This is a genomic window from Corynebacterium sp. c3Ub_189, from assembly GCF_039907195.1.
GTDB lineage: Bacteria > Actinomycetota > Actinomycetes > Mycobacteriales > Mycobacteriaceae > Corynebacterium.
On record NZ_JASBOF010000015.1, the window covers coordinates 52,847 to 67,309 of the forward strand.

The 14,463-nt window shown below is 57.9% G+C and carries 17 protein-coding genes; 11 read left to right on the forward strand and 6 right to left on the reverse strand.

Annotation, left to right across the window (positions count from 1 at the left end):
* The 6 genes from QKD99_RS08500 to dnaB all read left to right on the forward strand — a co-directional run bounded on the left by QKD99_RS08500 (position 1) and on the right by dnaB (position 4,993).
* Positions 1-1,398: a glycosyltransferase 87 family protein gene (locus QKD99_RS08500; RefSeq protein WP_347951211.1), complete on the forward strand. Its 1,398-nt coding sequence runs from the start codon at positions 1-3 to the stop codon at positions 1,396-1,398.
* A complete protein-coding gene (locus QKD99_RS08505) occupies positions 1,395-1,583 on the forward strand; it encodes a hypothetical protein (protein WP_005325940.1) in 189 nt (62 codons plus the stop codon). The genes QKD99_RS08500 and QKD99_RS08505 overlap by 4 nt, the downstream gene beginning before the upstream one ends.
* A gap of 122 nt (positions 1,584-1,705) precedes the next feature.
* Positions 1,706-1,996, forward strand: a complete 291-nt coding sequence (gene rpsF / locus QKD99_RS08510) for a 30S ribosomal protein S6 (protein WP_005326996.1) — start codon at positions 1,706-1,708, stop codon at positions 1,994-1,996.
* Between the two features lie 49 nt (positions 1,997-2,045).
* Positions 2,046-2,591: a single-stranded DNA-binding protein gene (locus tag QKD99_RS08515; protein ID WP_005325943.1), complete on the forward strand. Its 546-nt coding sequence runs from the start codon at positions 2,046-2,048 to the stop codon at positions 2,589-2,591.
* Positions 2,592-2,639: 48 nt separating this feature from the next.
* Positions 2,640-3,092, forward strand: a complete 453-nt coding sequence (gene rplI / locus QKD99_RS08520; protein ID WP_005325949.1) for a 50S ribosomal protein L9 — start codon at positions 2,640-2,642, stop codon at positions 3,090-3,092.
* A gap of 470 nt (positions 3,093-3,562) precedes the next feature.
* Positions 3,563-4,993, forward strand: coding sequence for a replicative DNA helicase (gene dnaB, locus QKD99_RS08525; RefSeq protein WP_005325950.1), 1,431 nt, complete (start codon positions 3,563-3,565; stop codon positions 4,991-4,993).
* A 1-nt stretch (position 4,994) separates the two neighbouring features.
* On the opposite strand, the gene QKD99_RS08530 is transcribed toward dnaB, so the two are convergent.
* From QKD99_RS08530 to QKD99_RS08545, 4 genes are read right to left on the reverse strand one after another with little or no spacing between them, the layout of a single operon-like run.
* Entirely contained in the window at positions 4,995-5,459 is a 465-nt protein-coding gene (locus QKD99_RS08530; protein ID WP_225747359.1) for a VanZ family protein, read from the reverse strand.
* A gap of 28 nt (positions 5,460-5,487) precedes the next feature.
* On the reverse strand, positions 5,488-6,789 hold the full coding sequence (locus tag QKD99_RS08535) for an MFS transporter (protein ID WP_284844541.1): 1,302 nt from the start codon (positions 6,787-6,789) through the stop codon (positions 5,488-5,490).
* A gap of 9 nt (positions 6,790-6,798) precedes the next feature.
* Complete coding sequence (locus QKD99_RS08540; protein WP_294165908.1) at positions 6,799-8,952, reverse strand: heavy metal translocating P-type ATPase; 2,154 nt, start codon at positions 8,950-8,952, stop codon at positions 6,799-6,801.
* Positions 8,953-8,960: 8 nt separating this feature from the next.
* Positions 8,961-9,161 (reverse strand): heavy-metal-associated domain-containing protein, encoded by a 201-nt coding sequence (locus tag QKD99_RS08545; protein ID WP_005325954.1) that lies wholly within the window; start codon positions 9,159-9,161, stop codon positions 8,961-8,963.
* Here QKD99_RS08545 and trxA point away from each other — a divergent pair.
* On the forward strand, positions 9,117-9,647 hold the full coding sequence (trxA, locus tag QKD99_RS08550; RefSeq protein ID WP_347951212.1) for a thioredoxin: 531 nt from the start codon (positions 9,117-9,119) through the stop codon (positions 9,645-9,647). The two genes, QKD99_RS08545 and trxA, sit on opposite strands and share 45 nt — an antisense overlap.
* A gap of 83 nt (positions 9,648-9,730) precedes the next feature.
* Entirely contained in the window at positions 9,731-10,468 is a 738-nt protein-coding gene (locus QKD99_RS08555; RefSeq protein ID WP_284788000.1) for a PspA/IM30 family protein, read from the forward strand.
* Here the strand turns inward: QKD99_RS08555 and QKD99_RS08560 are convergent.
* Entirely contained in the window at positions 10,465-11,562 is a 1,098-nt protein-coding gene (locus tag QKD99_RS08560; RefSeq protein WP_284788002.1) for an NYN domain-containing protein, read from the reverse strand. The two genes, QKD99_RS08555 and QKD99_RS08560, sit on opposite strands and share 4 nt — an antisense overlap.
* A 203-nt stretch (positions 11,563-11,765) precedes the next feature.
* On the opposite strand from QKD99_RS08560, the gene QKD99_RS08565 reads away from it, so the two are divergent.
* Genes QKD99_RS08565 through QKD99_RS08575 form a run of 3 tightly spaced genes read left to right on the forward strand, consistent with a single transcriptional unit; the run spans position 11,766 to position 13,908 of the window.
* Positions 11,766-12,140: a GntR family transcriptional regulator gene (locus tag QKD99_RS08565; RefSeq protein ID WP_005327000.1), complete on the forward strand. Its 375-nt coding sequence runs from the start codon at positions 11,766-11,768 to the stop codon at positions 12,138-12,140.
* Positions 12,137-12,940 carry an AAA family ATPase gene (locus tag QKD99_RS08570; RefSeq protein WP_284844544.1) on the forward strand — a complete coding sequence of 268 codons (804 nt, stop codon included), beginning with the start codon at positions 12,137-12,139 and terminating at the stop codon, positions 12,938-12,940. The genes QKD99_RS08565 and QKD99_RS08570 overlap by 4 nt, the downstream gene beginning before the upstream one ends.
* Entirely contained in the window at positions 12,937-13,908 is a 972-nt protein-coding gene (locus tag QKD99_RS08575) for a beta-carotene 15,15'-monooxygenase (protein WP_284844545.1), read from the forward strand. The genes QKD99_RS08570 and QKD99_RS08575 overlap by 4 nt, the downstream gene beginning before the upstream one ends.
* Positions 13,909-14,124: 216 nt before the next feature.
* Here QKD99_RS08575 and QKD99_RS08580 read toward each other — a convergent pair.
* The coding region (locus tag QKD99_RS08580) for a hypothetical protein (protein ID WP_347951213.1) at positions 14,125-14,463 on the reverse strand (339 nt) is incomplete at its 5' end.

A 14,463-nucleotide genomic window follows, 5' to 3' on the forward strand; every position in this document is an offset into this window, starting at 1 on the left:
GTGACAGCGAATCCGCACCAGCGCATTCCCGCCTCCTCAGAACCCTTGGCCCGCGGGGTAATTGAATTCCTCGGCGGGCCAAGGGGCCGTTTTGCCGGTGTACGCCGCACCCAGTGGTGGACCCCTCTGCGCGCCATAATCGCCGTCGGCTGGGTTTTCCTGGCGTGCGGATTCCTCTCGAAGGCTAATTGCGCCGGCGGCACCCGCGGTGATGACGGGGTCATTAGCCTGAATTGGGCGGGCAACCGCCAGTACACCTCTTTTTGCTATAACGACATCATCCCGCTTTACGGTGGCCGCGGCCTCGATGAAGGCGGCTTCCCCTATGCCTATTCTTGGCAAGAGGGTGACCTGACCCGCTATATGGAGTACCCAGTCCTCGCGGGCCTTTTCCAGGGGTTGATGGGCTGGATTGCCCGCAATACGTACTCTCTGGTTGAGTGGGCCGGCATCCCGGAGGCCGGATGGTACTTCGGCCTGACCGCCTTGGTCATGGCGTGCATCTGGGTAGGCGTGCTCTACATGGTCTACCTGCTGGTGGGCAACCGCACTTGGGATACCATCCTTGTCGCCGCCAGCCCCCTTGTCATCATCCACGCCTTCAGCAACTGGGATATTCCCTCCATCGCCTTTGCCGTAGGTGCGCTCCTGGCCGCCGCGCGCAAGCACCCTGCCGTAGCGGGTGTCCTCATCGGCCTTGGCACTTCCTTTAAGCTGTGGCCGCTCTTTCTCTTGGGGGCGTTCCTGGTCTTGGCGGTGCGCAACCGCCGCTGGCCGCAATTTTTCTACGCCTTGCTCGCCGCGGCCGTGACCTGGATCGTGGTCAACGCTCCGGTGGCCCTGAAGTACCCGGAGGCATGGCGCGAATTTTTCCGCCTCAACCAAGAGCGCGGTGCGGAGTGGACCACCATTTACTCGGTGCTTAGCCGCAATACTGGGATTAGCTTTAGCCCTGAGTTCCTCAATACCTTCAGCCTGGTGGCGTTTTTGGCTCTCTGTGCGGCGATTGCGGTGCTGGGCCTGCGCAGCGCGCGGACGCCGCGCATGGCCGAGTTGGTTTACCTCATCGTGGCAGCCTTCTTACTGTTCAACAAGGTGTGGTCGCCCCAGTATTCGTTGTGGCTGTTGGTGCCCGCGGCCCTAGCCCTGCCACGCTGGCGTTTGGTCTTTAGCTGGGCGCTTGTCGACGCCCTAGTATGGCCCCTACTCATGTGGCACATGCTGGGCACAGACAATAAGGGCATTCCGCACGAGCTGCTTGACGTTGCGATTGTCTCCCGCGACGCCCTCATTATCGCCATGGCTGTCCTCGTTATTCGCCAGATGTGCGGAAAGACCCCGGATAAGGTGCGCGATGCGCACGCCGGCCGCGATCCTTTGGCAGGAGCATTCGCATGATCGTTACCTATATCGGAATGGCATCCATCTTCTTGGGATTCCTCTGCGTGATGGGAGCCTTCTGGCTCTTCCACAATCGTGAGGATCGCCGCGGGCCCATCGTGCTGGGGCTTTTGGCCATTCTTTTCCTCACCATCATTCCGGCGACGGCAGCTGTGTTTTTCGCCGCAACGACCACTGGTTAGATTTCTTTTCGCCGGTCATTTGCGGTACTGTAGTGGGGTTGCTTGACGCAACGTACCCTCCTGCTGCATCCGCAAAGGTGATGCAGCCGAAAACTACTAGACCATAGGAGGTGATGAGGTCCGTGCGTCACTACGAAGTCATGATCATTCTGGATCCTAATCAGGATGAGCGCACCGTAACCCCGTCCCTGGATAAGTTCCTCGAAATCGTCCGCCAGGAAGGCGGCAAGGTTGAGAACCTTGATGTATGGGGCAAGCGTCGTCTTGCATACCCCATCAACAAGAAGGAAGAGGGCATTTATGCCGTCGTCAACCTGGAGTGCGAGCACACTTCGGTTGCCGAGCTCGACCGCCGTCTGAACCTGAACGACACCATCCTGCGTACCAAGGTTCTGCGCACCGACAGCAAGTAACGGATACTGGGATCAAGCACAATCCACGTAACCGATAAGGAGTAAAGACATGGCACAGGGAGATACCAATATCACGGTGGTAGGCAACATCGTTGCTGACCCCGAGCTGCGCTTCACCCCGGCGGGTGCGGCAGTAGCTAACTTCCGCGTCGCCTCCACCCCTCGTCGCTATAACTCGCAGACGAATCAGTGGGAAGACGGCGAAGCTATGTTCCTGACCTGCAACGTATGGCGTCAGGCAGCGGAAAACGTTGCCGAGACCATGTCCAAGGGCATGCGCGTCATCGTTACCGGCCGCTTGAAGCAGCGTTCCTTCCAGACCCGTGAGGGCGATAACCGCACCGTATTCGAGATTGACGTCGACGAGGTCGGTCCGTCTCTGCGCTACGCCACTGCTCAGGTAAACCGCAATCCGCGTGAGGGCGGCAATAACTTTGGCGGCGGCCAGCAGCGCTCGAATAACAATAATCAGGGCGGTTTTGGAGGCGGCCAGCAACAGCAGCCGCAGCAGAATCAGGCTCCTTCTGAGGACCCGTGGAACTCCGCACCACCTGCAGGTGGTTTCGGAGGCGCTGATTCTGAACCTCCGTTCTAAGTCTGTCACCCGCAACTATTCAACTAACTCAATTGAAAGGCAGGGATCATGAAGCTGATCCTCACCGCTGCCGTTGAGAACCTCGGCGCCGCTGGCGAAATTGTTGAGGTTAAGGACGGCTACGGACGTAACTACCTGCTTCCTCGCGGCCTGGCCATCGTGGCTACCCGCGGCGCAGAGAAGCAGATTGAGGGCATCAAGCGCGCCCAGGAAGCTCGCGAGATTCGCGACCTGGATCACGCACGTGAGGTCCGCAACCAGCTCGAGCAGCTGACGGATGTCAAGGTAGAGGTTAAGACCTCCGAATCCGGTAAGCTCTTCGGTTCCGTTCAAGCAGAAGACATTGTCAACGCCGTCTCTAAGGCTGGTGGCCCTAAGCTGGATAAGCGCATCGTTGTGCTTCCTAAGGGCCTGGTCAAGAAGACCGGCAACTACCAGGTCGAGCTGAAGCTGCACGCTGATGTTATCGGCAAGGTGAACTTCTCGGTCGTTGCTGCCTAACTAGGCGCACGACGGTCCAAATAAGACCCAAAGACAACAGCAACGCTTTAGGCCTCAAGTTCCTGCTATGTGAGGTGGCAGGAACTTGGGGCCTTTAGCGCGTTTTAACCGGCCTGTGGATAACTGTGGAATTCTGTGGATAATACTTTGGCGATTTAACTCTATGTTTACGCGGAGGCCTCTTTATTAACCCGCAGGTCAGGCCGCTTATCCACGAAGGGTGTGCGTATTTTCACACCGAGAAAAACATGCTCTGAGCTGGGAGTTTGATTTGTGCAGGTCATGGGCTTTTGGAGTTATCCACAGGCTTATGCAGGGCAAATATGGGCGAAGGCTACCGCGACCTGCGATTTTCACAGCACCCTCTGGATAACTGTGGAAGTTATGCCCAGGGGGTGGTGTCCGGGCACTAGACTACACTGAGATTCCGATACGCTCGGATGCTCAAATAGCCACAAGGGGGAGAAGTCATGACCAACGCCAGCTTTGATGATGAACACCTGCCGCCGGAGCCGCCGCCGGAGGAGGAACCGGCTCCGCGCCGTCGCTATCAGCAGGAAGAGCCAAAGCGCTATGGCGAATTCCGCCAACCCCCCGCAGACCGCGAAGCGGAGCAGGGTGTTCTGGGTGCCATGCTGCTCAGTCCCCATACGGTGATGGAAGTCATTGAGGAGCTGGAGCCGGAGGATTTCTACTATCCGGCGCACACGTTGATTTACCGCGCCATGCTGGATCTATACTCCGAGGGCAAGGACGTCGACGCCGTCATTTTGGCCTCCCAGCTCGACCGCTTTAATAACCTCGAGCGCGTTGGCGGCGCCCCCTATCTCCACACGCTGCTCGCCACGGTGCCCACGGCTGCGAACGCTCGCTACTACGCCGAAATCGTCGCGGAAAAGGCAGTGCTGCGCAAGCTTGTTGATGCCGGTACTCGCGTAGTACAGCTCGGATTTTCCGGCACCGAAGATGCAGAGATCGAGTCCGTGCTGGACCGTGCGCAGCAGGAAGTTTTCGCCGTCGCCCAGCGCAAGACAGCAGAAGATTACCGAGTCCTGGGGGACCTTATTGACCCCACCATTGATGAGCTCGCCGCCCTGCAGCAAGCCGGCGGTGTGGAGCTAGGCGTGCCTACTGGCTTCATCGACCTCGATAAGTTGACCAATGGCCTTCACGCGGGCCAGATGGTCATCGTTGCTGCTCGTCCTGGTGTGGGTAAGTCGACCCTGGCCATGGACTTTATGCGCTCCTGCTCCTTGCAGCACGGTAAGTCTTCTGTGATTTTCTCCCTCGAGATGTCAGCTTCTGAAATCGTCATGCGCCTGCTTTCGGCGGAGTCAGAGGTCAAGCTGGCCGATATGCGTGGTGGCCGAGTTTCCACCGAGGACTGGGCAAAGATCGATGAGACCCTCAACCGAGTGCAAGACGCCCCACTCTTCATTGATGACTCACCAAACCTCACGATGATGGAAATTCGGTCCAAGGCCCGCCGCCTCAAGCAGCAGCACGGTTTGGATCTCATTGTCTTGGACTACCTGCAGCTGATGTCTTCGGGTAAAAAGGTCGAGTCCCGCCAGCAAGAGGTCTCCGAGTTCTCCCGTCAGCTGAAGCTCTTGGCCAAGGAGCTGGAGGTTCCTCTTATCGCGATCTCGCAGCTGAACCGTGGACCCGAGGCGCGTACGGATAAAAAGCCGCAGCTTGCGGACCTTCGTGAGTCCGGCTCGCTGGAGCAGGACGCCGATATGGTCATGCTGCTCTACCGCCCCGACTCCCAGGACCGCGATAATGAGCGCGCTGGCGAGGCGGATATTATCCTAGCCAAGCACCGTGGTGGCCCGATTGATACCGTGCAGGTGGCCCACCAGCTGCACTACTCCAAGTTCGTCAATATGGCGCACGGTTAAATTACAGGTCTACCACCGCGTTGGGGTCTCCCAATCGTGGGCCGAGTATGACCAATACCAAGAAAACCGCCGCTGCGGCAAGGGCTAACCAGCGCCACACAGGGAAAAGGCGTTCGCCGCAGAGGCGGGCGAATGCCGCGCCAACGAGAGCGCCCAGGGTATTGAAGAGAAGATCATCGATATCCGTGCGCCCCAGGGCGAAAGCATATTGGCAGACCTCTAGTACGAGGCTGAGGCCAAATCCCCACGCAACTGTCTTCTTAACAGAGCGGCAGAGGCCGAATACCAGCATGCCAAAAGGGATGAAGAATGCGGTATTGCCCGCGTACTCAAATAGCGGGCCAAACCAGCTGCCGCCGGAAAATTCATCGAAAGGAACCCAGCGCAAATCCCGGGCGCGCTGATTTTCCGGTTTCCATAAGTAGCCAATCTGGTAGAAAGGCTTGAGCGTGGTCAATGCGACCATAACGGCCGTCCACGCGGCGAGGGAGAGCCTATTGAGCAAGCGCTATTCCTTTCTGCTCGGGCAGGCTAAAGGCGGCGGCAGCTGCAATGGCAAACGCTGCGGCGAATACGACGAATAGCCAGGCAGTCCCACCCGCAGCAAGCAGTGGTGGAACGATGAGTGGCGCCACAATAGAGGCTAGCCTACCGAAGCCTGCCGCCGCTCCGGTACCACGTCCTCGCAATGAAGTGGGATATAGCTCTGGGCCGATGGCATAGAGGGCTCCCCAAGCGCCGAGGTTGAAGAAGGAGAGCAGACAACCAGCCAGGATGATCAACGCTTCCGTAGCTGCTGCTCCATATAAGCCGGCCGCTGCTGCGGAGCCAAGCAGGAATACCGCGAGGGTTACCCGCCTGCCCCAGAGCTCGATAAGCCAAGCTGCCACCGCGTAGCCAGGCAGCTGGGCAAGGGTGATGATGAGGGTAAAACTAAAGGACTTCACTAGGGAGAACCCGTCGGCTACTAGCAGAGAGGGAATCCAGATGAAGGCACCATAGTAGGAGAGGTTTACACAGAACCAAATGGTCCACAACGCTGCGGTCCGCCTTCGTAGCTGCGGACTCCAAATAGATGCTGCGGGGGAAGGCGTGGGGTCTGGGAGGGCATCGTCCAGCGGCCGATCTTCCGCCGCGGTTTCGAAGCTGGCAACGATAGCTTCGGCCTCATCATGGCGGCCCTTGGATTCAAGAAAGCGCACAGATTCTGGTAGACCGCGGCGAACATAGATTGAATACGCGGCTGGCAGCATGCCAAGGGCCAGGGCCCAGCGCCATCCGGATTCACCCGTGCTCACTACGAAAGTGCCGATGATGGCCGCAAGGATCCATCCCAATGCCCAGAATGCCTCGAGAATGACTACCATCCTTCCGCGGACCCGTCGAGGAGCAAATTCGGATATGAGCGTGGAGGCAACTGGTAGCTCGGCTCCGAGGCCCAGCCCGACTATGAATCGGAAGATGATGAGAACCGTAAGTCCCCCAGCTAGCGCGGAAGCCCCTGTTGCCAAGCCGTAGATAAGCAAGGTGAGAGAAAAGACATTGCGGCGGCCGAATTTATCTGCCAGCAATCCGCCAAAGGTTGCACCGAGCGCCATGCCAAGGAAGCCCGCCGAGGCTAACCAAGAGGTCTGGCTAGGACCAAGATCCCAGTGAACAGCAAGGGCGGCCATGATGAAGGAGATTAGCCCTACATCCATGGCATCAAGCGCCCATCCAAGGCCGGAACCTAGGAGTAGGCGCTTGTGCTTAGAGGTGACGGGAAGGCGATCGAGACGTTCGGTGCGGCTGAGCATGCGATAATACTATCGCTGAACAGAAAAACCTTTCAGTCGTAGTGAGTTGGTAACTACAAAAACCGAGCTCAGTGCCATCGCGAGGCCGGAAAATAATGGGTTAAGCAGGCCAATCGCTGCGACAGGAATGAGTACGACGTTATAGGCGAAGGCCCAGAAGAGATTGCCCTTAATGATTGCTAGCGTGCGGCGCGAGAGCCGAATGGCATCAGCGGCGCAACGCAGATCGCCATTCATGAGGGTGATATCGGAGGCTTCGATTGCGACGTCGGTACCCGCGCCCATGGCGAGGCCAAGGTCGGCTTGGGCCAGTGCCGCGGCGTCGTTAATGCCATCGCCCACCATCGCCACGGTGTGCCCCGCGGCCTGCAACTCCTTGATGTGGTCTACCTTGTCTTCCGGAAGAACCTCGGCGCTGATGCGGTCGATCCCTACCTCGGCGGCCACGGCTTGAGCGGCCCCGGCATTATCACCGGTCAGCAGGTAAGGGGTAAGCCCCAGCTCTTTCATCTGAGCTACGGCGGCGGCCGAGCTGGGCTTGATGGTATCGCGCACCTCAATGACGCCTGCGGGCTGTCCGTTGACGGTGACGACCACCGGCGTGGCACCAGCGTCCTGTGCGGCGCGGAACGGCGCTTCCAGGTCGCCCAACGGGCCTTGGCGCTTGCCGACGCCTACCCGGACCCCCTCCACAGTTCCTTCCACGCCACCCGGAACCACTGCGAAGTCGGTAGCCGGCTTTACGCTGCGCTCTCTGGCGATGGCGCGAGCGATGGGATGCTCGGAGTTGTGTTCCACGGCCGCGGCCAAGTCGAGGACGTCGCCGTGTACGGCGGTGACGGACATCTCTCCGGCCGTGACCGTGCCGGTCTTGTCCATGACGATGGTATCGATTTGCCGCGTAGATTCCAGGATCTCAGGGCCCTTAATGACAAGCCCGAGCTGCGCGCCGCGGCCGGTGCCGACGAGGATCGCGGTGGGCGTCGCCAAGCCCATAGCGCAAGGGCAGGCCACAATGAGGACGGAGACCGCGGCGATAAAGGCTGGGGCCACCCCGCCGAAGAAGAGATGAACAAGGAGTGTTAGCGCTGCTACGGCAATGACCGCGGGGACGAAGACTTGCGCAATGCGGTCCACGAGGCGCTGTACTGGCGCCTTGGACGTTTGTGCATCCGTGACCAGCTGGGCCATTTGGGCCAGTACCGTATCCTCGCCCACCTTGGTTGCTCGAACCTCAAGCTTGCCAGAGGCATTAATGGTCGCGCCGGTCACGGCATCGCCGGAGCCGACCTCGACGGGCACGGACTCGCCGGTAATCATGGAGGCGTCGACCGCCGAGCTACCGGCAACAACGATGCCATCGGTGGCGATCTTTTCGCCCGGGCGTACTACGAAGACATCGCCTACCTGCAACTGGGCAATGGGAATGCGCTGCTCGCCTCCCTCCCTCAGCACCGAGGCTTCCTTAGCGCCTAGGGAGAGCAGCTCCCGCAGGGCCTCAGAGGACTGGCCTTTGGCCCGTGCCTCGAACCACCGACCGAGCAGGAGGAAGGTAATGATCATGCCCACGGACTCGAAATAAATGTGATCCATCTGCGCCGCGTTCGCGTCCAGCGTCATGTGCATCTTCATGCCCGGTTCGCCCGCGTTGCCAAAAAACAGCGCCCACAGTGACCAAAAGTAGGCCGCTGAGGTTCCCATGGTGATAAGCGTGTCCATGGTGAAAGAACCGTGCTTGAGGTTTGTCCACGTTGCAGTGTGGAATGGTGCGCCACCAAAGATATAAACGATGGTGGCCACGATGGCGCAGGCCCACTGCCAATTGGGAAATTGCAGTGCCGGCCACATCGAGACCACCATGAGCGGCAGCGATAGGGCGCCCGAGATAATGGTGCGGCGCAGCAGGCCCCCGTCACTGCTCTTCTCGGCTTGGGGCTCCTCCGCTTTCGCCCCCGCCATATCGAAGGCGCCGTAACCTGCGCCCTCCACCACGGAAATGAGCTCCTGTGGACTTACCGTCTGGGGGTCATACTCGATGGCCGCCGCCTCGGTAGCGAAATTGACGCTGGCGCTTACTCCCTCGAGCTTGTTTAGCTTGCGCTCGACGCGGGAGGAGCAGGAGGTGCACGTCATTCCCGTTACGCCAAGGTCCAAGTGGGACATGGTGGTTCCTACTTCAGCGTGTAGCCGGCCTCTGCCACGGCGGCCGCTACCTGTTCATCGGTGAAATCGGTGCCAGTAACCGTGACGGCCCCGGTGGTGTGGTCAGCAGTGACCTCGCTAACGCCGGAAATTTCGCCGACCTCTTCTTTTACCGACATTTCGCAATGTCCGCAGGTCATGCCCTCTACGGTGTAGTTCTTGGTGCTCATGATGATCCTTTCTTAGGGTTGGTTTCCGGGACCATTTTATACCCCCTAGGGGTATATGACAAGGATATTTCATGTACGTTGGGGAATAAAGCAATCCGCAAAGGAGTTAGAACAATCATGGCTACTATCGATGTCACCGAAGAAAACTTTGAAGAAACCGTTACCGGCGAGGGCATTACTCTCGTAGACGCGTGGGCCGATTGGTGCGGCCCCTGCAAGCGCTTTGCGCCGGTTTTTGAAAAGGCCTCCGAAGAGCACACGGATGCTACCTTTGCCAAGCTCGATACCGAGGCCAACCAGGGCCTCGCATCCGCGCTGGAGATTCAGTCCATTCCTACGCTGATGATCTTCCGCGATGGCATCTTGGTCTTCCGCGAGGCTGGCGCGCTGCCACCTGCAGCATTGGAAGACCTGCTGAAGCAGGTCAAGGAGCTCGATATGGCGGAGGTTCGCCGCCAGGTAGAAGAGCAGAACGCGCAGGGTTAATCCCCACTAGCTTCCTGGGCGCTTTCTGGTGAGTATCGCTAAACTCGCTAGAAAGCGTCTTTTTATGTCCAAAGGAGAAGATAATGGCTAACCCCTTCAGCAAGGGCTGGAAGTACATGATGAGTTCCTTCGATCAGAAGATTGATGAGAACGCTGATCCGAAGGTGCAGATCCAGCAGGCCGTCCAGGCCGCTAAGGAGCAGCACCAGCAGATTTCTGATCACGCCGCAGAAATCATCGGCCATAAGTCCCAGCTGGAGATGCAGATGAACCGCCTGGTCAAGTCCCAGCAGGATTACCAGTCTCAAACCCAGCGTGCGTTGGAGCTGGCGGATTCTGCGGAGGATCCGCAAAAAGCTTCCGAATATAACCAGGCTGCGGAAGTGGTTGCCTCCCAGCTGGTAGCAGTGGAGCAGGAGCTGGAAGACGTTAAGCAGCAGTACGCCGCCGCGGAGCAGGCTGCCGCTCAGGCCAAGAGCCAGCAGCAGCAGTCTGAGGTGCGCTTGAAGGAACAGCTGGCCCAGGTTAGCCAGCTGGAGGCTCAGGCGGACCAGGCGGCTATGCAGGAAAAGAACGCCCAGGCTATTGATTCCATGAATCAGCTCAACCCGGACGATTCTGTACCTACTCTTGATTCTGTGCGTGCCAAGATTGAAAAGCGCTACGCCGATGCCCTTGGCGCGCAAGAATTGCAGCACGCCACCGGCGGCGATCGCATTAATGAGATCCAAGCCGCCGGCAATGACATGAAGGCGACTGCTCGCCTCGATGCCATCCGGGCGGATCTTAAAAAGAAGAAAGAGCTCGAGTCTGGCGATTAATTCTGCCGGCGAACATTAATCAGAACCCCACGAATCCCTGAGTGGAATCCATCGCGCAGGTTCACGCGTTGGGTTTCGGTCAGGGTGTATTCGTGCAGGGTCTCGCAGGCAAACTGCAACAGCGGACGGTCGATCTCCGGGGGGAGCCCGCCGCCTGAAAGTAGATGTGCCTGATCTCGCTGCTCGGTGCTAGCAGCGTTATCGAACCACCACGAGGCGTATTGCTGGCCCACGTCGAATGGGGATTGGAAGCCGGCCGAGCTCCATACTTCTTCCGGTAGCGGTACATATTTGGACCGCAGCTTGCGGCGCGGTGCCATCATGGATGGCTTGGGCGCCGGCTTCTCCGCCGGGGAGCCCTCCTCGGCGGAGGAATCCTCTGCTGGTTCCACCTTGGGCGGAGCCGGCTTGGGTGTCGGGGCCGGGGTGGGCTTTTCTGTGGCGCCGAAGGCTGCCTCCACCTCTGAGGGCTCGCCGCATTCATCCGGTTCGGGCATTTCCTCGCCCTCTTTATGCGCATTTTCGCGCACCACTGGAGGAAGCGGGCCTTCTAGGACCTGCAATTCCATAGCGTCTGCGAAGTCCTCGCGAGGGTCCAAGATGGTGGTGGAATCGCAGGCATGGCGCAGTGCGGAGGACATGGAGTCCCAGCCAAACCCATAAAGATGTACGCGGATGCCATTATCCACGGCGGCTTGAGCACCGGGAATCATGTCTGCATCGCCACTGACGAGGACAAAGTCGGTGAATTGTCCCTTCATGGCGGCGATGACCATGTCCGCTACGAGGCGGGTATCTACGGCTTTTTGGGTGCGGCGCTCGCCCCATTCGATGAGCTGACCGGTGCGCAGCTGGACCCCTTCGCAGGTACGCAGTGCGCGCTGGTAGCGGTGCGGGCCGGTATCGGGAATGCCGTCATACCAGTATTGGCGCTGGATGGGGGTCCCAAGTTGGTTCTCAATCATCCCGCCCATGGTGCTGACCACCTCGGGCAGATCGATTTCTAGCTGTGCGCGGGCACCCGTTTCCCACGAGTTATAAAAGCTTGCGAGCAAGTAAGAGGTATCGACAAAGACGAGTGTGCGTTCAAGCATGGCTCCTAAGTTCCGTTCTAATTGTTCTAAATAAAATTCTTTGTGGTTTCCAGTGTGCCCCATTAGTCACAAAACGTCGATAACCTTGGGCAAAATCCCAGCGCAGTGGCCGCAAAAAAGTTTTCTCTTTGGAAGTATTGCAGGGGTGGGGTGTTGCCGATATGGTTGGTTACACAAGTAACTAACCAACGAACCGAGGGTCAATGGATAATTCCACGCAACCACTCTTCCGTCAGATTGCTTCTCTGGTGGAGGACGCCATCGTGGATGGCACCTTGGGCGAAGGGGACAGGGCTCCTTCCACTAACGAGCTTGCTGATTTTCACAACATCAACCCAGCCACTGCCCGCAAGGGCATAAGCCTGTTGGTGGATATCGGGGTGCTGGATAAGCGCCGCGGCATCGGCATGTTCGTGGCAGAAGGCGCCCTGAAAACGATCCGGGAGCGCCGCCGCGCCGATTTCGCGGCGGAATACATGGCACCGCTTGTCGACGAAGCCGTTCGCTTAGGTTACAACCGCGCCCAGCTCCATGACCTATTTGATCGCGTTGCAGAAAGCCGAGGAATGTACTCATGATTAAAACACGAGAATTCACTTTTGCTGATGGCCTCACGCACGGCTTAGTTGGCCCCAACGGCATTGGCAAAACCACGCTCCTGCGCAAGATTGCCGGACAAATCCAAGCTGGCGGTATTACGGTTTTCGGCGAGGAACCCTTTGACAAGCAATCGGTCCTTAACCGAGTCATTTTGATGGGGATTGATAACCCGCTGCCGGATTCCTGGGGCATCGGAAAGCTGGGCGTCATTGGTAAGGCGCGCTGGCCGCGTTGGGATGAGGAGCGTTTCAATGAGCTGTTGGTTCGCTTCGACGTGCCGGCCAAGGCCTACTCTGCCCTTTCCCGCGGGCAAAAGTCTGCGGTGGGCTTCATCTTCGCCGTTGCTTCTGGCTGTGAAGTCATGCTTCTTGATGAGCCCTATCTCGGCCTCGACACACAGCGCCGCGAGCTTTTCTATCAGGTCCTTCGTGAGGAACACGGCCGTACCATCGTCATCTCCACCCATCACCTCAATGAGGTGGCGGGCCTCCTCGATACCGTCTCGCTGATGGGCGATAACCCCATTTCCGGTCCCATCGATGACTTCATCGAGGGAATTCTGGAGCTCACCGGACCATCCGAGTCCCTCACCGCAGCGGTCGAAGAGCTTGGCCTTCCTGCACTGAGTAGGCAAACCACACCCTTAGGGGAACGCGTGCTTATCGACGCCCGTTCCGCTTCCACTGATCCCATTTTCCGCATTGCCCAGGCCCACGGCCTGCGTGTCAATGAGGTCTCTTTGGAGCGTGCGGTACTGGCATTGGAGGAGAGGTCATGAAACTACTGTGGTACCTAGGAGATTGGTGGCTCTGGACCTTTTTCCTGTTCGCATTATTGGTCATGCCAGTCATGGCAGAGGGAACGTGGAGCGCGCTCCCCGTAATCGCTTCCTTGGGGCTCGTGCTCTCCCTAAAGCCTGATTTTCAGAAATATCAACTAGTGGGCCTGGGTTCGAGAATCTGGAACGAACATCGTCGCATTCTCGTCGCGCTATTCGCACTAGCGGCAGCTATTGGCGCCCTCACCGTGCAGCTGTGGTGGGCATTGCCTGTCTATGCAGTCGCGGCGGTATGGGTCATGTATCGCAGCGCTACTCCGAAACGCTCCGGGTACACCACCACCGGCACCCAACCCTCAAGCGGATTTGGCTGGTTCCCGCGCACCCTGGCCGGGCAAGCGATATACCACCCACAAGCCAAAGCATGGTGTGGGGCGTGCTTGGCGCAGATGATCGGCTTAGTTCTCCACCAGTATAGGGACGCGGCTTCAGTGCTCGAATTCCTCGGCACCTTCATCTGGGTACTGACTTTTCTGCTACTCGCGGCGGTTTCAGGCAGCTTAAGAAAATCCCTCCGCGAATACACGGTTATGGGAGGAAGTCGTAGAAATTGGGCCCGGCATACTGCAGTGCTCGGGCTGATACCGGTCTTCGCGGCCATCAGTATCAGCGCCGCACTGACGAATGACAGTGAACTCGTTACGGCCATCGCATTGCTTAGCGCCACCTGCGCCCCGGTTTTGGTCACTCTGGAATTTCTGGGAAAGAAGAACTGGCACCTATTCATCCTGTATGCGGTCCTCATAGCCGGAATAGTCGTCATTTACGCCCAAACCCCCATCTCCGTAATTGCCAAGTTCTTCTTGGCGGTGGCCTTCTATGCAGTATGGGCATTGACCCTCCCCAGCTACATTCGCAGAGCAAATGTCCACGGTGGCGGAATCAGCGGCTGGTTGGGCATAACTTAAAGCCCTCAAAATAGTAATTGGCCTGGGGATTTGTGTTTGTTTGAGTGGCTGTGTAACTTAATACGAGTCAGCGCGACCGACAGCGCCCCACAGGAACAAGAAAGTTCCTGGCTGAAGCGGCGATAGGAAAACAGGCCCTGACGAAATAAATTTTTTGCTCACAACGAGCTACATGCGAAGGTATGTGGTTGTTGTGTGGTGATGATGTTTGAGAACTCAATAGTGTGCCAATGTACTTTTTATTTTTTGTGTGCATGGTTGTGTGTTGATTGGTTTGTCTGCCAGCAGGCTTAGTGGTTTGTTGGTTGGTGTGTGCCGGTTGGGTATGTGGAACACGTACCTTTTTGAATGCTGTTTGGTGTTTCGGCTGCATTGAGATGGATTGGTTGGCATGTGATTGTGTTCAACTTTTTTGGTTTCCTTTTTTGACCCCGTCGGGTTGAGGGAACTGTATTTTTTCTTTGTAGTAATTTTTTGGACGCCAGCACAGGCTTTTGTGGTTTGTGGTGGTTTGTTCTTTTGTTGGGTTTCGGGCTTTTCACGGCCTGTTTCGGA